Here is a 22040-nt window from a genome sequence, read left to right as displayed (position 1 = left end):
GTCTCAGGCGTCGTGCCGGTGTCAGGAGTCCGAGTCGGGCTGGTTCCTCGCCGCGGCGTACGCCTGGGACGGCGTCATGGGGACTCCGTCGAGGCTGACCGTCCGGTACGGGCTCACCTTGGCGCAGGTCTTGGCCTGGTCGGCGGTCTGGGCGTGGGCGTTGGAGACCGCGGCCTTCGTGTCGGCCGGTGCCGGCGCGGACGAGCCGCCGGGGTACGAGGTGCCGCTCGGCCAGTCGCTGCCGATCACGAGGGTCAGACCCGTCCCGGTGCCCTGCTTCACGTGGGAGGTGGGCAGACCCAGGGCCTTGGCGGCCGTCTGGGCCTCGCCCTGCTGCCCGGCTCCGTAGGTGAGAGTGGTTTTGCTCGCGGGGCTTGTCGCGTTGGCCGTGGTGGTGCCGGAGCTGAAGCCCGCGTCGATGAGTGCGCCGGCGACGCCGGAGGCGCGGCCGGGAATGCTGGTGCCGTTCTCGACCGTCACGGCGATCTGGGACGCGGGCACGCTCGGGGCGGTGGCCTTGGCCGTCGAGGACGCCGCCGCGGACTTCGCGCCGGAGCCGGTGGTCAGGGACTGGTCGTTGGCGATGGCGGCGAAGAGGGTCTTGGCGCCCTGGCCCACCACCACGCGGTCGCGGTTGGCGGGGTCGGGAGCGGTCTGCATGGTGGTGAAGGTCATCCGCTTGGTCGGGACCTTGTTCACGTCGGACGCGAGCCCGATCAGCTTGTTGACGCTGCCGAGGCCGTCGTCCACGGTCAGCGCCTTGGTGGCGGCGTCCGCGAGACCGTAGACCGCGGTGGGGTCGATGAGTGTGCCCGCGCTCTTGAACTTGCGCATCATCGCGCTGAGGAAGATGTGCTGGGAGACGGTCCGCCCGAGGTCGCTGCCGTCACCGAAGCCGTGCCGGGAGCGGACGAACTCCAGCGCCGCGACGCCCTTGAGGGTGTGGGCGCCCTTGGACAGCTTCAGATGCGAGTAGGTGTCGTAGACGTTGTCGCTGACACACACGGACACGCCGCCGACCGCGTCCGACATCTTGACCACGCCGGAGAAGTCGAGCTTGACGAAGTGGTCGATGGGGATGCCCGTGAGCTGGTGGACGGTGGCCACCTGGCAGGCGGGGCCGTACTGCAGCGCGCTGTTGACCTGGCCGTAGTAGCCCGGCGTGGACTCGCCGCTCGTGCTGTCCTTGCAGGCCGGGACGTTGGCCATGGTGTCGCGGGGGATGCTCATGACGGTCGCGTTGGAGCGGTCCGCCGATATGTGCATCACCATCTCCACGTCCGCGTTCCCGCTGCCGGTCTGCACGCCGGTCTTCGAGCAGCCGCCGCCGAGCTTGCAGTCCTCCGCGCTGGTACGCCCGTCCGAGCCCATGACCAGGATGTTGAGCGGGGTGCGACCGAACGCGTCAGCCTTCTCCGAGCCGCCCTTGCCGTCCAGCGAGACGCTGTGGATGTTGTCGTTCAGGTGCTCGTAGAACCACCAGCCGACACCGGCCGTGCCCAGCACCAGGATCGCCAGGCACAGTCCTACGATCCGCAGGACCCGCCTGCCGCGCCCGCCCGGCCGGGACCGTCGCGACCCCGGGCCGCCGCGTGAGCGGGAGGCCGCTCGTGTCGCGGCCCGCCCGCCCGGCAGGCGCGCTTCGTCAGGCGCGGCCGTGCGCTGTGCGACCACCCGGGCGTTGTGGTTACGCGTGGCCTGGCTGCCCGGGCCGTCCCACGGGTCGCTCATCTCCCACTCCCATGAACGGTCGAGCTCAGCAGGCCGGGCCGTCGGACAGGGGGCCGGGCGTGCACGGCGGTGTACGGGCAGGTGAGGCGCGACGTGCGGACTTCACCTTGGTTGCGTAGTTGCGCAATCTAACAAATTCATAGCCGGAGCAGCACAGCTCCTGCCGCAATTCACAAGTGAGGGATCTCATGGAACCAACAGGGCATCCCACCACTCCGCACCCGCAAAGACGGATGGCGCCCCGCACGCTCCGCCCTGCCCGTGGCCTCGTGTCCTGCGGCCGCGGTGCTCTCAGCCACCGGTCCGGCGCAGCGAATCCACCGGCGCGGAGGCTTGGTACGAGCGCACGGTCAGCTGCCCGAGCATCACGCGCACCACGGTCGCGATGTCGGGGTCGTCGACGTAGTAGACGTGCCGCCGACCCTCACGACGGGACCGTACGAGTCCGGCGAGCTTCAGCTTCGCCAGATGCTGGCTGACCGCGGGCAGCGCACCACCGACGCGATCCGCGAGGTGCGTGACATCGCTCTCACGCTGGAACAGCGCCCACATGATGTGCAGCCGGGCCGGTGAGGCGAGCAGTCCGAACGCCGCGGCCGCCTCCGCCAGAACCTCGGCGGACGGGTCCTCGAAGCCACCGACACTCTCCCCCACGGCCCCTCTCCCGTTCCGCCCACATCACAGCCGCCGCACACGCGCCCACCCAGTGTAGGCGTCCACCTTCGGCGCACACGCGTTGCCGGGAGAGCCCCGGCCGTCCTCAGCGGACGGCCGGGCCGGCCCACGACGGCATCGGCCGGTCGGTCCTCGGTTCCGGTCATTCTTCTTCGTAGTAGTTGTTGACGACCACGTCCGGCTCGTCGTCGTCGAACGCCTCGTTCAGCAGGGCGCCACCGATCAGACCGGCCGCACCGGCGCCGATGAGCGCCCCGGCTCCGAAGCGCCGTCCGCCGCCCTGCTGGTGATCGTGGTGGTCGTAGTGCTCTCCGTATGGCTGTGGGTATCCCTGCTGCGGGTAGCCCTGCTGGGAATACCCCTGCTGGGGATACCCCTGCGGCGCCGCCTGCGGATAGCCCTGCTGGGGCGGCGTGTAGAACGGGGGAGGCGTGGTCTGCACCCGCTGCGCGCAGCCGCCGCACGTCTGGATCGGCCGGGGAACACCCCACTGCGGGGACCACGTCACGGTCGTCATGCCGGGGCCGTGGCTGGGGTCGAAGAAGCACGTCACGGAGGAACTCCCTGTAGGTTGCGGTGGTGCGATAGGCATCGGTGCAGCCGGTGCAGGCGCCGGGACGACGCTCGGCGTCGGCACGGCGGGCGGGTGCGGCACGTGTGTGCCGATCTTCGTCTGAGGTGAGGGGGCCGGGTCCGGACTCGGCGCCGTCTCCCGCAGTACGTCCACGCCGTAGTCGGCTGCGATGCCCGCGAGTCCGGCGGCATAGCCCTGGCCGATGGCGCGGAACTTCCACTCCGCGCCGTGTCGGTACAGCTCGCCGAAGACCAGCGCGGTCTCGTTCGACAGACCGCCGGGGTGGAGGTCGTAGCGGGCCAGTTCGGCGCCCGATTCCTGGTCGAGGACGCGGATGTGGGCGAGCTGCACCTGGCCGAAGCTGTGGCCGCGCGCCGCGCTCTCGTAGACGGACACCGAGAAGACGATCTTCGCGACCTGGTCCGGGACCCGAGCGAGGTCGATGTGGATCCGCTGGTCGTCTCCGTCGACGGGACTTCCGCCTCCGGAGTGGCGGACCGCGCCGTCCGGGCTGTTCAGGTTGTTGAAGAAGACGAAGTGCTCGTCGGACAGCACCTTCCCGGACTCGTCGCACAGGAGCGCGCCGGCGTCCAGCTCGTATCCGGTGTTCGCCTGCCAGCCCAGCCCGACCGTCACCGCGGTCAGGCCGGGGGCCCGCCGGCTCAGCGACACATTGCCGCCCTTGGTCAGGGACACACTCATGCACGTCCTCCGCAGCTGCTGACGCTTCCCGCGCTCATCCTGATGAACGCGACCCTAGCTGCTTCAGTTCCCCGATTGCGCAAATGTCTTGATCATGTGACAGAACCTCAACGGCTCATTCCCAGGCGTCAGTCGGTTCTCGCCATACCTCCGAGCCGCTCCTTACGCTTGCGCAACCGAGCAATACACAGCAACAGGCGTCTGGCGGGGCCGCCGGGCCCCATCGACTGGAGGACGACGACGTGGGCATCATCAGCTGGATCATTCTGGGACTGCTCGCCGGAGCCATCGCCAAGATCCTGCTGCCCGGCCGCGACCCGGGTGGACTGATCGGCACCACCCTCATCGGCATCGCGGGCGCCTTCGTCGGAGGCTGGCTGTCCGCCCGCTTCCTCGACCGCCCGGTGGAGAAGAACTTCTTCGACCTCTACACCTGGGGCGCGGCGATCGCCGGCTCCCTCGTCCTGCTCATCGGCTACCGCATCCTGTTCGGCAACTCCCGCGAGTGACCCGAGGGTGTGGCAGTACGGGCCGACTGGCCCGGGGGTGTGGCAGTACGAGCGCCGAGCGCCTCGGCAGTCGTTGCCCGAGGCCTCGGCCACCCGAGCGGGTGATGTGCCGGGCCACCGCGAGTGAGGGGAGCGGGCGCCCGGAAGCCCGAGGGTGTTCAGGCAGGAATGCCCCTGGGAGGTTTTGTGACGCGGGTTACGCAGAGCCCTGCTCGCCGGCGCGGCCGCCACTGCGCCGGCCCTCACGGTGCCGATGGGCAGCGCGTCTCCCCGCCCTCCATGCCGCTGCCTTCCGGCTGTGGTGGATCGTCATGACCCTCACGCTGCTCGCGGCCGCAGCAGCCCTGTGGCGCCTCGTGCCTCGAACGACGGAGTAGGAGCCAGGAGCACGTCGAGGGGAGCGCCCATCGCCGTCGTCCGACGGTGAGTGCGCCGTTCGGCTGGTCCACGGCTCCTTCGTATCGCCGTGAAGCCTCATCGCGGCTCTCCCGTGCACTACTGGAGTGACTGGCCGGCGGTCTTCCTTCGGATGTGCGTCTTGTGGCTGCCCGGTCGGCCTTCCTCAGACAGGGCTGCACGGGTGTGCCGCTGCAGCTCGGGAACGACGAAAGGGCTCGGCGGGTATGAAGGCAAGAGCACGTCTGAAGGCGATCGCGGGGGTGTTGAGCCGCCGCAGATGGATGTGTGCCTTTGCCGCGACGGCGCTGGCCCTGGTGACGACTCCCGGCGCCGTGGCGGCCGAGCAGGGCACCGGCGTACGTACCTGCCCCGTCATCCAGCAGCACGCCCGAACCGTTCACGTCCCGGGAGTGGCCGGCCCCCGTGGATTCCCGAGTGCCACGGGCGAGATCGACACCGGCCTGTGTGTACGCCATGCCGTGCGCCTCACCGCGACAGGACTGATCGCCGTCACCGCCAACGGCACCCCCACCTTCGGTCCCGGAGGTGATCCCACGCGGCTCGCCGGGCAGGGCTTCCCGCTGCAGGGGGTACCCAGTTGGTCGCTGATCGGCCGGATCGGCAACGGGCCGTGGCAGTACATCGGGGCGGGGCCGACAACGCTGGTGGGTCGTGGGGAACTGTTCCTCGCGGTGAACGACGACTTCTTCTCCGACAACAGTGGGTTCTTCACGGCGACCCTGACCCGATGCGTGCACGCACGTCCCTTCGGGTCCTTCACGGGCGGCCTGGCGGACGCGCGGTTTCCGGGCCTGGGCGTGCCCTGCTTCGACTGAGTAGGTGCTGCCGGGCCGGACCCAAAGTGCATGTGAAGGCCGCGCCCCCATGGTGTGGCCTTCGCTGTGTTCGTCGGTCATGGCGTCCATGCAACCCGGTCCACCGGACATCGTGGGGTCGAGCCCCAGGAGCTGTGGACAACTCCTGGCATGCGCATGGCCGCGATTGTCCACAGCCTAAGCGGAACTTGAAGATCCGCGAGATGGTCGCGGCATGACGAACCACGACGAAGCGGCCGGCTGCTCCGACATCGGTGACAGGGGCGGTTCCTCCCGCCACGACGGCGAGACCACGGCCCACTGCGGGCACGGACCCTCGGGACCGCAGGGCGAGCCCCAGGTCACCCTGCGCACACCGGCCGAGCTGGCCGACGCCCTGCCCTATCTGCTGGGGTACCGCCCCGAGGACAGCATCGTGCTGGTCGCGCTGCACGACCGGGAAAGGCGGGGGAGGTTCGGCGGGCGCGCACGGCTCGGTATCCCCGCCCACCCCGCCGACTGGCCGTCCGTGGCCGAGCAGTTGGCCCGGGGGCTGGTGATCGGCAGCGAGCGCAGAGGCGCACCGCCCGAGAGCATGGTCGCCTACCTCGTCCAGGAACCCGCGAGCGGCGAAACGGGACGCGACGTGATGGAACGCCTCCGTCCGCTCGCCCAGTCGCTGCGCACGGCCTGTGGCAGCCTCGACGTCCCGGTGGTGGAGGCCCTGTGCCTCTCCGACGGACGGTTCTGGTCGTACTGCTGCCCGAGCCCGGTCTGCTGCCCGCCCGAAGGACAGCCGATGGGCGTGCCCGGTACTTCGGTCCTGGCTGCCGCGGCGACCTACGCGGGACTTCAGGTGCGCGGCAGTCTCAAGGAGTTCAGGGCCAGGCTGAGCCCGTGCGGGACGGAGACCGCCCGCGTGCAGGAGGCCGCGCTGGACAGCGCGAGTCGTGCGCTCGTCCCACGGATCCTCGACGGCGACAGCCGCGCGGACGTGGCCGCGGACACGCTCGCACTGGCCGAGCGGGTGATGGCCCGGCTCGGCGCAGCACCACCCGTACCGGGTACGGAGGAGGCGGACCGGCGCGACGACGTACTCCTGGCCCACGACGAGGCAGCGGCCCTGATCCTCGGTCTGCAGGACCGCACGACACGCGACCGGGCCGCGGAGTGGATGGAGGGTGCCGAGGCCGCTGTGGCACTACGCCTGTGGCGCTCCCTCGCCCGCCGCTGTGTCGGCCCGTACGGTGAGCACGCCGCGGCGCCTCTGACGCTCGCCGGATGGGTCGCCTGGTCGACCGGCGACGAACTGGAGGCCCGCGAAGCCTTCGCCATGGCCCTGGGCGCGGACCCGGACTACCTCTTCGCCCGCCTGCTGCACCAGGCGTGCAACGAGGGCCTGGATCCGGAGACCGTCCGTCGTTGCCTGCGAACGGAGCGAGCGGACCGAGCCGAACCGAACGAGACCGCGGCGATGACGCCGCGCTCCAGCACCACGCCGACATCGGACACATCTGCCGGTTCAGCACTCGACGCATCTACGCCGTCACCGCTGGACCCACCCACCCCGTCACCACTCGACCTGTCGGCACTCGACCCGTCCGCCCCGTCGGCACACGACACATCCGGCTCGTGCCAGGCCGCGGTCCAGGAGCGTCTCGAAGGCGTGGAGCCCTCCGCGCCACAGCGTGTCCCTGCCCGCAGGCTGCGCAGGGTGCGACCGGGGAGCGGGCCCAGGCCGAGTCGCCGTTCGTCAGGGACGTTCGATGCCCGTCGACGGAAGCCCAACGACACCCCTGCCGGCGACGGGCCGCATCGTGACCGGTCACCTCGGGCGGTCGAAGGCGCCGACAGCCGGCTCAGGGCCCGTCGCGGGCTCGGCCGGCGTGCGGGGGAGGAGGCCACATGAGTGACTCCGGCCGTCCGTGGCACCACCGTTCGGTGGGCTTCTCCTTCCATGGGCGTGACCCCGTGCAGGTCCGTGGCGTTCACCTGAGTGGCGGAGCCCGGGCCCGGGTCGCGCCACCCATCACCGCTCATGACCCTCCGGAGCCCCTCACCCGGTGCCGGCCGCGCCCGGGGCGCACAGGAAGCCGCCACATGTCCCTTCCCCCATCGCAGGGTCCGCCCCAGCGTCCGGCCGCTCCGGCGCGTCGCATCGCCGACCTGCCGCCCGCCCACACCGCGCTGATCTGTGTCGCTCTGCCCGGACTGGCGATCTCCACCCACGAGGGGCAGCTGACCGGGCAAGGTCTGGAGGGGTTCTACCAGGCGGGCCGACGGGTGCTCTCCCGCTGCCGGCTGCGAGTGGCGGGGCGGGAGCCGATCCCGGTGCAGGCCCGGATGGTGGGGGCCGACCGGGCCCGCTTCGTCGGGACCGTGCACGCGTCCCCGGACCCCGGACCCGACCCGGATGTCGTCGTGGAGCGCATCCGGTCCGCGGACGGCATCGAGCGGATCACTCTGTACAACGCGACCCCACGCCCCCTGCGGTTGCCGGTGGAGGTGGCCCTCGGCGCGGACCTCGCGGATCTGGGTGCGATCGCCGCGGGCGACCCGGGGCCCGGACTCACCGCCAGCGTGCACGACTCGGCGCTGCGGTGGTCCGGTCCGAAGGGCGACTGCGCGGTCACCGCCGACCCGCCGCCCACCGACGCAGTCGCCTCCGCGGGATTGCTGCGCTGGGAGTGGGTGCTCCCGCCCGGAGGCACACGGAGTCTGGAACTGAGGGTGCGGCCGGACGGCACGGGACCGCTCAGGGCCGTGGGGCGCGCCGCGACGAGCCCCTTCGCGCAGGCCCGGGCCGGCGGAGACGACCCCAGAGTCGAGCCGTTTCTGCGTACGTGTGTCGAGGACCTGCAGGCCCTTCTCCTGAGCGACCCGCTGCACCCCTCCGACATTCATCTCGCTGCGGGCGCACCCTGGCGCTGCGGACCGGCCCCCGCCGAGTCCCTGGCGGCGGCCCGGATGACGCTGCCGCTCGGCACTCGGCTCGCCGCGGGCACCCTGCGCATACTGGCCCGCACCCAGCTCGGGGGCCCGGGCCTCCGCTCGGGCATGATCCCGGGCCCCCGACGGGACGCGGGGCCGCACCTTCCGCCGAGTTGCACGGGCACCGAGGCCACCCTGCTGTTCCCCGTGCTCCTCGCGGAGGCCCGGCGCTGGGGGCTTCCGGAGCGGGATACGGCAGAACTACTGCCCGTGGCCGAGCATTGTCTGCGATGGCTGCGCACCACCGTCGGTGACGGCGTCTACCTCCCCGACCCGCAGCCGGGCGGCTTGCTGCGCTGCGAGACCCAGGCCCATGCCCACCGGGCCGCGGTGCTCGGTGCCGATCTGCTGGACGCGTACGGGCGTCCCGGCGGGCCGCACCTGCGCCAATGGGCCGAGGAACTGCGCGGCGCGTTCTACGGGGACTTCTGGATCGAGGACCGGTCGGGTGGCAGACCGGCGGCCGCGCGCACCCGCGACGGACGGCTGGTTGCGCACCTCGCCGCGGGCGCCGCCCATCTCCTCGACACCGGCCTGCTCGGCTCGGGCACGCCGGCTCCCGGACTGCTCGACAAGGTGAGGATCGAGCAACTCGCCCGGCTGCTCGCCGGTCCGGCCATGGACTCGGGCTGGGGACTGCGCGGCCTGGCCGCCACGGAGTCGGCGTACAACCCGTTCGGGCACCGCGGCGGAGCCGTGCGGGTCCCGGAGACGGCCGTCGCCGTCGCAGGGTTGGTCGCCGCGGGCTACGAGAAGGAGGGGAGCGGGCTGCTGCACGGACTGCTGGCCGCGGCAGAGGCATTCGGACAGCGGCTGCCTGAGATGTTCGCCGGAGAACCGCGCACGGAAGGGGGCGCGCCCCTGCCGCATCCGGCTGCCTGCCGCCCGGCCGCCACCGCGGCCGCCGCCGGGGTGCTGGTTCTGACCGCGCTCGCCGGCATCCGCCCGGACGTCCCGGCCGGGACCGTGACCCTGAACCCCGCCCGCAGCGCGCCGCTCGGAGAGATCGTGCTGAGGGGACTGAGACTCGCGGGAGCCCCGTTCTCCGTGCGCGTCGGGCGCCTCGGCCTTGCGATGGTGGAGGAGGCGGCCGTCGGTCTGCAGCTGAGGGTGTGACCTCGGGACTCGCCCGTGGGTGGTGCACGGTGGCGGCTGGTGACGGCTGTAGCGGACAGATGTGTATCTACCGTCGAAGCGGTTGACGAAGGGAGTGTTTATCGTCAGGCAGACGACTATGATCGCGGCATGCCCTACGACCCGTCAGCCTTTCCCCCCTTCGCTGTCACTGTGGACCTGGTCGTGCTGACCGTGCGCCGCCATGCCCTGTGTGCGCTGGCGGTGCGGAGGGGGGAGCCACCCTTCCAGGGGCGGTGGGCGCTCCCGGGCGGCTTCGTCAGGGCCGACGAGGACCTGGCGCAGGCGGCGGCGCGCGAGCTGGCCGAGGAGACGGGACTGCGTGCACACGACCCGGCGGCACCGGCACAGGACAACGGCGCCCACCTGGAACAGCTGGCCACGTACGGCGACCCCAAGCGTGACCCGCGGATGAGAGTGGTGAGCGTCGCTCATCTCGCGCTCGCCCCCGACCTGCCCGCACCCCGGGCCGGCGGAGACGCCAACAGCGCGCGCTGGGCGCCCGTGGACGAGCTGTTGCAGCAGGGCGGCTACGGCAGAGACGGCGAGCAGGCGGCGCCGCTCGCCTTCGACCACGCGCAGATCCTGGCGGACGGTGTCGAGCGTGCCCGCTCGAAGATCGAGTACTCCTCGCTGGCCACCGCCTTCTGCCCGTCCGAATTCACCGTCGGCGAGCTGCGACGGGTCTACGAGGCCGTATGGGGAGTGGCGCTGGATCCGCGCAACTTCCATCGCAAGGTGACCGGCACGCCCGGCTTCCTCGTCCCCACGGGCGGTACGACGACCCGGCAGGGCGGCCGGCCCGCGCAGCTGTTCCGTGCGGGCGGCGCCACGCTGCTCAACCCGCCCATGCTGCGACCCGAGGTCTGATCACGCTGCGGCCCGAGGTCCGAGCAGTGCGCCGACTTGCGCCTTCCGGTACGGGCCGCGCGGGACGGGAGCCGACGCCCCCCTGTCAGGGTGACCGAAAAAGCAGACATATCGCGCTATCTTGCTTCGAGTGATCCAGGCGATCGGACTGACCGGCGATCCCCGCAAGGACCTGTCGCCCGTCGTCGACGATGTGTCCTTCGAGGCACGCGCAGGTCAGGTGACGGCGCTCCTCGGAGCCAGCGGTGCCGGCAAGACGACCGTGCTGAGGCTGATGCTCGAACTCCAACCGGGCCGCGGCATCACGTACTTCCGAGGCCGACCGCTGCACGGCCTCGCCCATCCCGCGCACGAAGTAGGAGTCCTCCTCGGAGACGTCCCCGGTCATCCCGCCCGCACGGTCCGCGGACATCTGCGCATGCTGTGCGCCGCCGTGGGGGTGCCCGTACGCCGCGCCGACGAAGTCCTCGAAGCGGTCGGACTCACCGGTGTGCAGGACGAACGCCTGGACACCCTCTCGCGCGGCATGGACCGTCACCTCGGCCTCGCCTGTGCCCTGCTCGCCGATCCGCACAGCCTGGTGCTCGACGATCCGGCCGCCGGACTGTCCGCCCGGGAAGGCCGCTGGCTGCACGGCGTGCTGCGGGCGCACGCCGCCCGGGGCGGCACCGTCCTGTTCGCCACGGCCGACCCCAAGGAGGCCGCACTCACCGCCGACCGCGTCCTCACGCTCGACGAGGGCCGGCTCGTCGCCACCCAGGAGGCCGCCGACTTCGCCCGGACCCGGCTGCGACCCCGGGTGACCGTCCGCAGCCCGCACGCCGCCCGGCTCGGTGACCTTCTCGTCAAGGAGGCCAGAATCGCCCGGCGTTCCGTGGAGATCGTCCACGAGGACGGCAACCGGCTGTCGGTGTACGGCAGTACATGTGCCGACGTCGGGGAGACCGCCTTCCGGCACGGCATCCTCGTCCATCAAATCGCCGACGAGATCGCCGACATGGGGCCGACCGCTGGTGCCGGGACGACACCGTCCGCGTCGACGGAGGCGCCGCAGCCGGGTGATCTGCCTCCGCTGCCGCCGCCCCTCAGCGTCCGGTCCGCTCCCAGCCCTCAGCACCCGCTGCGCTATGAACTGCGCCGCGCCACCGGGATCGGCACCGTCTCCCTCGTGGCGGGCGCCGTGCTCGTCGTCTCCGCCGTCGTCTCCCTGCTCCTCGCCCGCGCCGGGCAGGCCCCGCAGCACCGACTGCTGGCCGCCTGGCCGTGGCTGTTCCCACTGCCGCCCGCGGCGCTCGGCGCCGGACTGCTCGGTGCCGCCGCCTTCGGGGACGAGTTCCGTCACCCAGCCCTGGCCGCGGATCGCGCCGGTGTCCCCCGCCGGCTGGGGCTCCTCGCCGCGAAGCTCCTCGTCACCGGGGCGACGGCGGTGGCGCTGGCCTTTCTCGCCGTCGGCTTCGACTTCGAGGTGCTCTCTGTCGTCTACGGACGGAAGGCCGCCGAGGTTCCCGCCGACTGGCTCTCCGCCAGCGCGAGTTGGGCCGGGATGGTCGTGGGATGCGCCTGGGCCGGGGTGCTGGCGGCCGGCATCTTCCGGTCCACGACCGCCGGGCTCGCCGCCGTGCTGGCGGTGCCCGTGGTCGTCGTACCCCTGGTGCGGAACGCGCTGGAGGCAGGGTCCGTCGGGACCGTGGCGGGGTTTGCCGCGCGGATGCGGGAGGTGGTGCTGTCCCGGTGGCCGTTCGGCGGGGAGCGGTATCTGGTCGCCGCGGTGCGGATGATCGCCCAACCCGTGGGTGGCGCACTGGCCTTGTCCCTGGCCGCGCTGCTCGGGGCCTACCTGCTCACCACACTGCGCGGCAGGGCCCGATGAACACCGTCCGTGTCGATCTGTATCTTCCCTGTGCGTAAGTTCCTCGCAGAACGCCCATTTCTTTCCGATAAGGCGTCAATTGCGACAGGGTGAGCGATCACCCTTTCGTGTGCTTTTCACCAAAGACCTCAAGGGAGTTGGAGAGGGCGCCGACAAAGGATCCGTGAGTACCCTTGCGCACACCATGATGACCGCCGCCCGTTCAGCAGACTCCGGCTTGGCCGGACCGGGCGAACTCGACCGCTACCCCTATGCCGAGGCGCCCTCCCCCGACCGCGTCGGCACGCCCTCCTGGGAGGGCGCGGAACAGGAACTGGGCCGCGTCGGCCGCCGCGCCGCGGGCAGCCGCGGACGCGGCCTGCACGGCCAACTCGTCCAGCAGCTCGGCCAGATGATCGTCTCCGGCGACCTCGGCGCGGACCGTCCGCTGGTGCCCGAGGAGATCGGCCAGCGCTTCGAGGTCTCCCGCACCGTCGTGCGTGAGTCGCTGCGTGTCCTGGAGGCCAAGGGCCTGGTCAGCGCCCGCCCGAACGTCGGCACGCGCGTGCGCCCCGTGAGCGACTGGAACCTCCTCGATCCGGACATCATCGAGTGGCGGGCCTTCGGGCCGCAGCGCGACGACCAGCGCCGCGAGCTCAGCGAGCTGCGCTGGACCATCGAGCCGCTCGCGGCGCGCCTCGCCGCCGGGCACGGGCGCGAGGAGGTGCAGCAGCGGCTCGGCGACATGGTCGAGATCATGGGCCACGCCATGGGTCAGGGCGACTCCCTGACCTTCTCGCGCGCCGACGCGGAGTTCCACTCGCTGCTCATCCAGGTCGCCGGCAACCGGATGCTGGAGCACCTCTCGGGGATCGTCTCGGCCGCCCTCCAGGTCTCCGGTGGCCCGGTCACCGGCTGCGACCGCCCGAACGACGCGGCCCTGGCCCAGCACAGCCGGATCGTGGACGCGCTCGCCTCGGGCGACGGCGCGGCCGCCGAGGGGGCGATGCGCCAACTGCTCACCGTCCACCCCGAGGTGGAGCGCGTGGTGCCCGCGCCTCGCGAGCACTGATCCGCGCCCCGCAGCCGGTGTGAACGGGGCAGGGCTCCTCGCCGGGCCCTACCCGTCCCCGCCGCGGCCGGGCGCCGATCTCCCGCCGTCGGGCTCCGTCGGATCCTTCAGGGGCCCGGCGGAGCCCGACGGAGGCCGGAGGCGGCCGGCGGTACCGCCGGGCCGGGGGCGCCGCGGTGGATGTCCGCCGACGGTGCCGGCCGCCGGTGGAATCGGGGGGCGCTCCCGGCCATGGACTCCCGCCGTCGGTCATGGACTTCAGGGCCGGTCGCGGGGCATTTACGGTGGAGGGGCCTGGCGCCGCGAGGACCGAGACATCGATCACGACAGCAATCGATCACCTCTGCCCATATCTGGGCGTTTTTAAGCGGTTACGGGGTGTGACTCGGGCCACGCAGATTGGGCGTAACACTCGTCGGAACTGCGCGATGACCTAAGAGGTGATAGCCGAGGAAGGAATACGGACGCCGTTCACGGCGCTGTCGATCTCCCCGGCCCCCGCCCGCGCCGTCGGCCCATCCCCAAGCCGGCGGTCGGCCCCTGTCCGTCGTGGACGGGGCCGGAAGCCGTTTTCCAACGTTCCGAGAGGTTGTTCGTGTCGGCCAGCACATCCCGTACGCTCCCGCCGGAGATCGCCGAGTCCGTCTCTGTCATGGCTCTCATTGAGCGGGGAAAGGCTGAGGGGCAGATCGCCGGCGACGATGTGCGTCGGGCCTTCGAAGCTGACCAGATTCCGGCCACTCAGTGGAAGAACGTACTGCGCAGCCTCAACCAGATCCTCGAGGAAGAGGGTGTGACGCTGATGGTCAGTGCCGCAGAGCCCAAGCGCACCCGCAAGAGCGTCGCAGCGAAGAGTCCGGCCAAGCGCACCGCTACCAAGGCCGTCGCGGCGAAGACGGTGACCACCAAGAAGGCCGCCGCCCCTGCCGCTCCGGCCGTGCCGGTCGCCGACGACCCGGCTGAGGACGCGCCCGCCAAGAAGGCCGCTGCCAAGAAGACGGCCGCCAAGAAGACCGTGGCGAAGAAGGCCGTCGCCAAGAAGACGGTCGCGAGGAAGACGACCGCCAAGAAGGACGACGTCGAGCTCCTCGAAGAGGAGGTCCTCGAGGAGGCCAAGGGCGGCGGCGAGGAGCCCGAGGGCACCGAGAGCGCCGGCTTCGTGCTCTCCGACGAGGACGAGGACGACGCGCCCGCGCAGCAGGTCGCGGCGGCCGGTGCCACCGCCGACCCGGTCAAGGACTACCTCAAGCAGATCGGCAAGGTCCCCCTGCTCAACGCCGAGCAGGAGGTGGAGCTCGCCAAGCGCATCGAGGCCGGACTGTTCGCCGAGGACAAGCTGGCCAACGCGGACAAGCTCGCCCCCAAGCTCAAGCGCGAGCTGGAGATCATCGCCGAGGACGGTCGGCGTGCCAAGAACCACCTCCTGGAGGCCAACCTCCGTCTGGTGGTCTCCCTGGCCAAGCGCTACACCGGCCGCGGCATGCTCTTCCTGGACCTCATCCAGGAGGGCAACCTCGGTCTGATCCGTGCGGTCGAGAAGTTCGACTACACCAAGGGCTACAAGTTCTCCACGTACGCCACCTGGTGGATCCGTCAGGCGATCACCCGCGCGATGGCCGACCAGGCCCGCACCATCCGTATCCCGGTGCACATGGTCGAGGTCATCAACAAGCTCGCGCGCGTGCAGCGCCAGATGCTCCAGGACCTGGGCCGCGAGCCCACCCCGGAGGAGCTGGCCAAGGAACTCGACATGACCCCGGAGAAGGTCATCGAGGTCCAGAAGTACGGCCGTGAGCCGATCTCCCTGCACACCCCGCTGGGTGAGGACGGCGACAGCGAGTTCGGTGACCTCATCGAGGACTCCGAGGCGGTCGTCCCGGCCGACGCGGTCAGCTTCACGCTCCTCCAGGAGCAGCTGCACTCCGTGCTCGACACGCTGTCGGAGCGCGAGGCGGGCGTCGTCTCGATGCGCTTCGGTCTCACCGACGGTCAGCCGAAGACCCTCGACGAGATCGGCAAGGTGTACGGCGTCACGCGTGAGCGCATCCGCCAGATCGAGTCCAAGACGATGTCGAAGCTGCGTCACCCGTCGCGCTCCCAGGTGCTGCGCGACTACCTCGACTAGGCCTCGGCCGACAGCGACGAGGGGCCGGTTCCCCGGGGAACCGGCCCCTCTGCGTGTGCGCGATCCGGCGAGCTGGATCACTGTGGGTGTTCCATCGGTACGTCACAGTGAGGAGTGCACATGCGCCGCCACTTCGCCCGAGCGCTGGTCCTGTCAGCCGCAGCTGCATTGATACAGCTGGGATCCCCTGCGCCCGCCACGGCGGACAGCGTCGTCATCGGGGGCTTCCCGGTGGACATCTCCCAGAGTCCGTGGACGGTGGCCATCGCCAGCCGTGACCGGTTCGGAGGTACGCGAGCCGGACAGTTCTGCGGAGGTGTGGCGGTAGGCCGGTCCACGGTCCTGACCGCGGCTCACTGCATGACCGCGGCCGTTCTGGGCGCACCGCCAGGACGGGTGCGGGATCTCAAGGTCATCGCGGGACGCACCGACCTGCTGTCCGCCAAGGGCGCGGAGATCCCGGTGCAGGCCACGTGGGTCAACCCCCGGTACAACGGGGAGACGAACTCGGGTGACTTCGCCATGCTCACCCTGGCCTCCCCGCTTCCGCCGAGTTCGGTGATCGGGATGGCGGCAGCCGGCGACCCCGGCTACAAGCCCGGTGCGACCGCGACCGTGTACGGCTGGGGCGATGTGTCGGGGGATGCCGAGTACGCGCACAGCCTGCGGGCCGCGAACCTCCAGGTGCTTCCGGACACGGACTGCGCACGGGCCTACCCGGGCGGTTCGGACGGGAAGTACGACGCCCACTCCATGCTGTGTGCCGGAGAGCCCACTGGCGGGCGCGACGCCTGCCAGGGGGACAGCGGGGGCCCGCTGGTCGCCAATGGGCGGCTCATCGGTCTGGTGTCCTGGGGCAGCGGCTGCGGGCGAGCAGGGAGCCCAGGGGTCTATACGCGCATCTCCGAGGTCGTCAGGACCCTGGGCGGCGTCCACTGAGCAGGGCTTTCCGTTTGCCGGACGTCGGGGGCCAGGCGCTCGCCGCGCGAGTCGACCCGGCCCGCTTCGTGTCTGCTGACGGCTGTCTCGAGAGAGTGCACCGGGCGGGCATCGCGAAGGATGCCGGCCGGCTGCGCCCCTACGAGTACGGGCGGCCATCCCCGTGTGAGAAGGGTGGTCGCCCGTTCACCGGCCTCGGCGCCGGCGTCGGCTCGTCGTGATGCGAGGTGTCAGCGTTCCTCTTCGGAAGCGTTCGCCGGAACGGAGGTGAGCCGCTCCGTCTCGTCCTGTATCTCAGCGGCGATCTTCTTGAGTTCCGGCTCGAACTTGCGCCCGTGGTGGGCGCAGAAGAGCAGTTCTCCGCCGCTCAGGAGGACGACGCGCACGTACGCCTGGGCGCCGCAGCGGTCGCAGCGGTCAGCGGCCGTCAGCGGGCTCGCGGGGGTCAGAACAGTAGTCACGTCGCCTCTTCTCTAGCTCGACGAGCTGTCGTACCAGGGTCAACATCCAACCAGGCCGAAAACGTTCCCGCTCGCGGCTTTTCCTCGAAAATTTCTTTCCGAGCCGGCTGTCTGTTGCCGGTTGGCGGCGAATGTGCCGTATTGCGTGTCTTGTGTAGTACGGATTCGCGCTGTCTGTCGATTGTCGCGTCCTCCCGGCGGGGTTGCCGGTTGTTCATGAGGACGTGCCCGGAGCCTAAATGGTTCATGCCTCGAAGGGAACGTGATGTGCGCTTCACCTCCCCATGAGGATCGAACGCTCGTGCGAGTCTGGACTAGTCTGGGTCCAGACGAGGGTGGCGGTACAACGGCTCTACCAGGCCTCGGTACCCTCGGACCGATGACCGAAGCCGGCCCCTTACCCAAATGGGCCCCATCCAAAATTCAGCGAGGAGCGAACCGCGTGACCGCCGAGACGTCCGTGCCGTCCACAGCGCTGCTGACCGGAGCAGACCGGGACGGTTCCAACTACACCGCGCGGCACCTGCTCGTCCTCGAAGGTCTCGAGGCCGTACGCAAGCGCCCCGGCATGTACATCGGCTCGACCGACAGCCGCGGTCTCATGCACTGCCTCTGGGAGATCATCGACAACTCCGTCGACGAGGCCCTCGGTGGACACTGCGACCACATCGAGGTGATCCTGCACGACGACGCCTCGGTGGAGGTGCGGGACAACGGGCGGGGCATCCCGGTCGACGTGGAGCCCAAGACCCGGCTGTCCGGCGTCGAGGTCGTGATGACCAAGCTGCACGCGGGCGGCAAGTTCGGCGGCGGCTCGTACGCCGCCTCGGGCGGTCTGCACGGTGTCGGTGCGTCCGTGGTCAACGCGCTCTCCGCGCGCCTGGACGTCGAGGTCGACCGCGACGGCCACACGCACACGATCAGCTTCCGGCGCGGTGTGCCGGGTGCCTTCGCCGGCGAGGGCCCGGACGTGAAGTTCGAGAGCAGGAGCGGCCTGCACAAGGCGAAGAAGATCCCCAAGACCCGCACCGGCACGCGGGTCCGCTACTGGGCCGACCGCCAGATCTTCCTCAAGGACGCCAAGCTCTCCCTGGAGACGCTGCACCAGCGCGCCCGCCAGACCGCGTTCCTGGTGCCCGGCCTGACCATCGTCGTCCGCGACGAGTACGGCCTCGGTGAGGGTGGCAGCAAGGGTGAGGAGTCCTTCCGCTTCGACGGCGGAATCAGCGAGTTCTGTGAGTACCTGGCGACCGACAAGCCGGTCTGCGACGTCCTCCGTTTCTCCGGGCAGGGAATCTTCAAGGAGACCGTCCCCGTCCTGGACGACCATGGCCAGATGACGCCCACCGAGGTCACCCGGGAACTGGGCGTCGATGTCGCGCTGCGCTGGGGCACCGGGTACGACACGACGCTCAGGTCGTTCGTCAACATCATCGCCACCCCCAAGGGGGGCACCCACGTCGCCGGCTTCGAGCAGGCCGTCACCAGGACGATGAACGAGGTGCTGCGCGCCAAGAAGCTGCTGCGCGTCGCCGAGGACGACGTCGTCAAGGACGACGCCTTGGAGGGCCTTACCGCCGTCGTCACGGTCCGACTGGCCGAACCTCAGTTCGAGGGTCAGACGAAGGAGGTCCTCGGCACCTCCGCGGCACGCCGCATCGTCACGAACGTGGTCTCCAAAGAGCTGAAGGACTTCCTGACCTCCACCAAGCGTGACGCGGCCCAGCAGGCCCGCACGGTCCTGGAGAAGGTCGTCGCGGCCGCCCGCACGCGCGTCGCCGCCCGCCAGCACAAGGACGCGCAGCGCCGTAAGACGGCCCTGGAGTCCTCCTCGCTGCCGGCCAAGCTCGCCGACTGCCGCAGCGACGACGTCGACCGCAGCGAGCTGTTCATCGTCGAGGGTGACTCCGCGCTCGGTACGGCCAAGCTGGCCCGGAACTCCGAGTTCCAGGCGCTGCTGCCGATCCGCGGCAAGATCCTCAATGTCCAGAAGTCGTCGGTGACGGACATGCTGAAGAACGCCGAGTGCGGTGCCATCATCCAGGTGATAGGGGCGGGGTCCGGCCGGACCTTCGATCTGGACGCGGCCCGCTACGGCAAGATCATCATGATGACCGACGCCGACGTGGACGGCTCCCACATCCGGACCCTGCTCCTGACGCTGTTCCACCGCTACATGCGGCCGATGGTCGAGGCGGGCCGGGTGTTCGCCGCGGTGCCGCCGCTGCACCGTATCGAGATCGTCCAGCCGAAGAAGGGCCAGGACAAGTACATCTACACGTACTCGGACCGCGAGCTGCGCGACAAGCTCCTGGAGCTGCAGAGCAAGAACATCCGGTACAAGGACTCCATCCAGCGCTACAAGGGTCTCGGCGAGATGGACGCCGACCAGCTGGCCGAGACGACGATGGACCCGCGCCACCGCACCCTGCGCCGGATCAACCTCTCCGACCTGGAGGCCGCCGAGCAGGTCTTCGATCTGCTGATGGGCAACGACGTCGCACCGCGCAAGGAGTTCATCTCCAGCTCGGCGGCGACGCTGGACCGCTCGCGCATCGACGCCTAGCCACCCGGGGGACGGTCGGAGGGCGGTCGGGGAAGGCATTCCGTGGACCGCCCTCGGGCCGTGCGGGGCCGGGCCGGGGCAGGGCGACCGGACAGCCGTCCACCCGTGGGTGGAGACCGAGGGCCTTCCAGGTTCCACCCACGATCCACCTCGGCTCCGATCCGGCTGACCAGCCGATCTCCGTAGCGTCATAGGCGTCGACAGCACTCGCCGTCGACAGCTCCTTTTCCGCTCACGGAGGCTGTGATGTCCGGGCTTGTCAACGGGGTGGCGATCGTGGCGGTGGCCGCGCTGGTGATCGTGCGGCAGTTCCGCGCTCGCCGGATAGACGCCGATCGGCGCTGGTGGCTCCTGCCCGTGATCCTGGCCGCCGTGGCGCTGCGCGGGGCCGGGCCGCTCGATGCCCACCATCGCACGGAGTCCGCCGTACTGCTGGGCATCGAGCTGCTCATCGGACTGGCCACCGGGGCCGGCTGGGCCTGGACGACCCGTGTATGGGCCGAGGCGGACGGCGTCGTGTGGAGCAAGAGCACCAAGGCGAGCGTGGCGGTCTGGATGCTCGGCATCGCCCTGCGCGTCGGCCTCTTCGCCCTCGGTGCGTCGCTGGGCGTCCACCAGGACGGTTCCGCCCTGCTCATGGCCCTCTCGGTCACGCTGCTGGTGCGCTCCGGGATCCTGGTCTGGCGTGCGCGGTCCGGCATTTCCTCGCCCCGTCAGGCCACGGCGTACGGTGACGGCGTGCCCCGGCCCACGTGGAAGGAGCGTGTATGACGGAGAGCACGTGGACACGCTGGCCCTCCCGTGAGGCGCTCGACCGGCGGAGGCTCTCGGAGCCCAGGCGACTGCTCGTCTGGATCGTGAGGATGCTGGTCCTCGGCATGCTGTTGTGGGGCGTCTTCCGCAGTGATCATGTCCACGGCTGGGGTGCGGTCGCGGCAGCGGCGGGCCTCATCGTGACCGCCCTGCTCGCGTGGGCCTTCTTCCGCACCACGCTGGCGCACAGACTCTGGCCGTCCCTGGGGCTTGTCGCCGTGCTGCTCGGGCTGGCGGTCGCGGCACAGGCCACCGGCTTCCGGGTGCCGGCCCTCGTGATCTGGTGCGGCTGCGGCATCACCGCCCTGGAGCGGCTGCCGCTCGCGGCCGCCGTGCCCGTGACCTCGGTCGCGCTCGCCTCCTATGCCGCGGTCGACGACGACGTGTGGCTGACCACCGCTGCCACGGTGGTGGGCATGGCGCTCGCCGGCTATGTGCTGCGCCTGGACGCGGAGGCCCGGGGCAACGCCCAGCGGCTCCTCGCCCAGGAGCGAGCCGCCCGTGCGGCCGAGAGGGAGTCGGCGGCGCTGGTGGAGCGGGCCCGGATCGCCCGGGAGATCCACGATGTGCTGGCCCACAGTCTCTCGGCCCAGATGGTGCATCTGGAGGCGGCCCGGTTGCTGATCGAGAACGGAGCCGAGCGGGACAAGATCCTGGAGCGGGTGGTGGCGGCCCGGGGCATGGCCCGGGAAGGACTTGCCGAGACCCGGCAGGCGCTCTCCGCCCTCCGGGGCGAGATGTCCCCGATCGAGGACTTCCTCAGCGACCTCGTCGCCGCGGCGCACGGTGCGGACGTCACCGTCGCGGGTGATCGCAGACCGCTGCCCGCCGAGGCTTCCCAGGCGGTTCGCAGGGTCGCCCAGGAAGCCCTGACCAACGTCCGCAAGCACGCTCCCGGCGCCAAGGTGCACCTACGGCTGGAGTACGCCGAGCACCAGGTGACGCTGGACGTCAGGGACTCGGGCGGTTCGCCGGGCGAGCTGACCGGATCGGGGGCCGGGTACGGTCTCCTGGGCATGCGGGAGCGTGCCGAGCTGCTGGGCGGGTCGCTGGACGCCGGGCCGGGCGAGGAGGGATTCGTGGTGACGCTGAAGGTGCCCCTATGACGGAGGAGGACAGCAGGAAGCCCGCCCGGGTCGTGGTGGCGGACGACCAGACGGTGGTGCGCGAGGGCATCGTGATGCTGCTCGGGCTGCTTCCCGGGATCGAGGTCGTCGGTGCCGCCGCGGACGGTGACGAGGCGGTGAAGCTCGTCGCCGAACTCGCCCCGGACGTCGTGCTGATGGATCTGCGGATGCCGCGCTGCGACGGTGTCGAGGCGACCCGGCGTATCCGCGCGGAGCACCCGGGGACCCAGGTCGTGGTGCTCACCACCTTCGCGGACGACGATTCGCTGTTCGCGGCGCTGAGAGCGGGGGCGCGCGGCTATCTCACCAAGGACGCGGGCGGGGACGAGATCGTGCGGGCCGTACGGAGCGTGCTCTCCGGGGACGCGGGTCTGTCACCGGGTGTCCAACGGCGCCTGCTCGAGCGGCTGTCGCAGCCCGAGCCGGAGCCGGCCGCCCCCGCGGTCGCGCCGGACGGACTCACGGCACGGGAGACGGAGGTGCTCATGCTGATCGCCGACGGGCTGTCCAACCAGGAGATCGCCCGCAGACTGCATGTCTCCACGGCCACCGTGAAGACCCACATCAACAACCTCTTCGCCAAGACGGGGGTCAAGGACCGTGCGCAGGCGGTCCGTTACGCCTATGCGCAGGGGCTGGCGAGACCCCCGTCGAAGTGAGTCACCTGATGGGGTGAAGAGCCCTGAGA

The 22040-nt window shown here is 70.8% G+C and carries 17 protein-coding genes; 13 read left to right on the top strand and 4 right to left on the bottom strand.

The window, feature by feature from the left end; translation table 11 throughout:
- Positions 1-21 precede the first annotated feature (21 nt).
- The 3 genes from ACFY2Z_RS05360 to ACFY2Z_RS05350 form a co-directional block, all read right to left on the bottom strand.
- Positions 22-1731, bottom strand: a complete 1710-nt coding sequence (locus ACFY2Z_RS05360) for an LCP family protein (RefSeq protein WP_390742833.1) — start codon at positions 1729-1731, stop codon at positions 22-24.
- A gap of 291 nt (positions 1732-2022) precedes the next feature.
- A complete protein-coding gene (locus ACFY2Z_RS05355) occupies positions 2023-2385 on the bottom strand; it encodes an ArsR/SmtB family transcription factor (RefSeq protein WP_390742832.1) in 363 nt (120 codons plus the stop codon).
- 163 nt (positions 2386-2548) lie between these two features.
- Complete coding sequence (locus ACFY2Z_RS05350; RefSeq protein WP_390742831.1) at positions 2549-3682, bottom strand: TerD family protein; 1134 nt, start codon at positions 3680-3682, stop codon at positions 2549-2551.
- 242 nt (positions 3683-3924) lie between these two features.
- On the opposite strand from ACFY2Z_RS05350, the gene ACFY2Z_RS05345 reads away from it, so the two are divergent.
- From ACFY2Z_RS05345 to ACFY2Z_RS05305, 9 genes are all read left to right on the top strand, one after another.
- Positions 3925-4191 carry a GlsB/YeaQ/YmgE family stress response membrane protein gene (locus ACFY2Z_RS05345; protein WP_390742830.1) on the top strand — a complete coding sequence of 89 codons (267 nt, stop codon included), beginning with the start codon at positions 3925-3927 and terminating at the stop codon, positions 4189-4191.
- 623 nt (positions 4192-4814) lie between these two features.
- Positions 4815-5426 (top strand): hypothetical protein, encoded by a 612-nt coding sequence (locus ACFY2Z_RS05340; RefSeq protein ID WP_390742829.1) that lies wholly within the window; start codon positions 4815-4817, stop codon positions 5424-5426.
- Between the two features lie 214 nt (positions 5427-5640).
- Positions 5641-7314: a DUF4192 family protein gene (locus ACFY2Z_RS05335; RefSeq protein WP_390742828.1), complete on the top strand. Its 1674-nt coding sequence runs from the start codon at positions 5641-5643 to the stop codon at positions 7312-7314.
- Between the two features lie 191 nt (positions 7315-7505).
- Positions 7506-9512, top strand: coding sequence for a glycogen debranching N-terminal domain-containing protein (locus tag ACFY2Z_RS05330; RefSeq protein WP_390742827.1), 2007 nt, complete (start codon positions 7506-7508; stop codon positions 9510-9512).
- Positions 9513-9641: 129 nt separating this feature from the next.
- Entirely contained in the window at positions 9642-10400 is a 759-nt protein-coding gene (locus ACFY2Z_RS05325) for an NUDIX domain-containing protein (RefSeq protein ID WP_390742826.1), read from the top strand.
- A gap of 130 nt (positions 10401-10530) precedes the next feature.
- Positions 10531-12270, top strand: a complete 1740-nt coding sequence (locus tag ACFY2Z_RS05320) for an ATP-binding cassette domain-containing protein (RefSeq protein ID WP_390742825.1) — start codon at positions 10531-10533, stop codon at positions 12268-12270.
- 163 nt (positions 12271-12433) lie between these two features.
- The gene (locus ACFY2Z_RS05315) at positions 12434-13321 is read left to right on the top strand and encodes a FadR/GntR family transcriptional regulator (protein WP_390742824.1); all 888 of its coding nucleotides are present in this window, start codon (positions 12434-12436) and stop codon (positions 13319-13321) included.
- A 595-nt stretch (positions 13322-13916) separates the two neighbouring features.
- Entirely contained in the window at positions 13917-15446 is a 1530-nt protein-coding gene (locus tag ACFY2Z_RS05310; protein WP_390742823.1) for an RNA polymerase sigma factor, read from the top strand.
- 120 nt (positions 15447-15566) lie between these two features.
- Entirely contained in the window at positions 15567-16385 is an 819-nt protein-coding gene (locus ACFY2Z_RS05305) for a S1 family serine peptidase (protein ID WP_390742822.1), read from the top strand.
- 230 nt (positions 16386-16615) lie between these two features.
- Here the strand turns inward: ACFY2Z_RS05305 and ACFY2Z_RS05300 are convergent, their stop codons facing one another.
- Complete coding sequence (locus tag ACFY2Z_RS05300) at positions 16616-16846, bottom strand: hypothetical protein (RefSeq protein ID WP_311691844.1); 231 nt, start codon at positions 16844-16846, stop codon at positions 16616-16618.
- 442 nt (positions 16847-17288) lie between these two features.
- Between ACFY2Z_RS05300 and ACFY2Z_RS05295 the strand changes: the two genes are divergently transcribed.
- The 4 genes from ACFY2Z_RS05295 (at position 17289) to ACFY2Z_RS05280 (ending at position 22011) form a co-directional block, all read left to right on the top strand.
- Complete coding sequence (locus ACFY2Z_RS05295; RefSeq protein ID WP_390742821.1) at positions 17289-19412, top strand: type IIA DNA topoisomerase subunit B; 2124 nt, start codon at positions 17289-17291, stop codon at positions 19410-19412.
- Positions 19413-19658: 246 nt separating this feature from the next.
- Entirely contained in the window at positions 19659-20183 is a 525-nt protein-coding gene (locus ACFY2Z_RS05290; RefSeq protein WP_390742820.1) for a DUF1453 domain-containing protein, read from the top strand.
- Positions 20180-21331 carry a sensor histidine kinase gene (locus tag ACFY2Z_RS05285; RefSeq protein ID WP_390742819.1) on the top strand — a complete coding sequence of 384 codons (1152 nt, stop codon included), beginning with the start codon at positions 20180-20182 and terminating at the stop codon, positions 21329-21331. The genes ACFY2Z_RS05290 and ACFY2Z_RS05285 overlap by 4 nt, the downstream gene beginning before the upstream one ends.
- Positions 21328-22011: a response regulator gene (locus ACFY2Z_RS05280; protein ID WP_390742818.1), complete on the top strand. Its 684-nt coding sequence runs from the start codon at positions 21328-21330 to the stop codon at positions 22009-22011. The genes ACFY2Z_RS05285 and ACFY2Z_RS05280 overlap by 4 nt, the downstream gene beginning before the upstream one ends.
- Positions 22012-22040: the final 29 nt, after the last annotated feature.

Origin of the sequence: Streptomyces sp. NPDC001222, from assembly GCF_042896945.1 — a bacterium.
GTDB classification, from domain to species: Bacteria; Actinomycetota; Actinomycetes; order Streptomycetales; family Streptomycetaceae; genus Streptomyces; species Streptomyces gibsoniae.
The sequence above is the reverse complement of the archived record's forward strand: the minus strand, read 5'-3'. Positions and strand labels throughout refer to the sequence as shown.

Coding starts and splice junctions, on each gene's coding strand:
- ACFY2Z_RS05360 (WP_390742833.1), bottom strand. CDS start 1,731: ATGAGCGACCCGTGGGACGGCCCGGGCAGCCAGGCCACGCGTAACCAC.
- ACFY2Z_RS05350 (WP_390742831.1), bottom strand. CDS start 3,682: ATGAGTGTGTCCCTGACCAAGGGCGGCAATGTGTCGCTGAGCCGGCGG.
- ACFY2Z_RS05340 (WP_390742829.1), top strand. CDS start 4,815: ATGAAGGCAAGAGCACGTCTGAAGGCGATCGCGGGGGTGTTGAGCCGC.
- ACFY2Z_RS05335 (WP_390742828.1), top strand. CDS start 5,641: ATGACGAACCACGACGAAGCGGCCGGCTGCTCCGACATCGGTGACAGG.
- ACFY2Z_RS05330 (WP_390742827.1), top strand. CDS start 7,506: ATGTCCCTTCCCCCATCGCAGGGTCCGCCCCAGCGTCCGGCCGCTCCG.
- ACFY2Z_RS05325 (WP_390742826.1), top strand. CDS start 9,642: ATGCCCTACGACCCGTCAGCCTTTCCCCCCTTCGCTGTCACTGTGGAC.
- ACFY2Z_RS05305 (WP_390742822.1), top strand. CDS start 15,567: ATGCGCCGCCACTTCGCCCGAGCGCTGGTCCTGTCAGCCGCAGCTGCA.
- ACFY2Z_RS05290 (WP_390742820.1), top strand. CDS start 19,659: ATGTCCGGGCTTGTCAACGGGGTGGCGATCGTGGCGGTGGCCGCGCTG.
- ACFY2Z_RS05285 (WP_390742819.1), top strand. CDS start 20,180: ATGACGGAGAGCACGTGGACACGCTGGCCCTCCCGTGAGGCGCTCGAC.
- ACFY2Z_RS05280 (WP_390742818.1), top strand. CDS start 21,328: ATGACGGAGGAGGACAGCAGGAAGCCCGCCCGGGTCGTGGTGGCGGAC.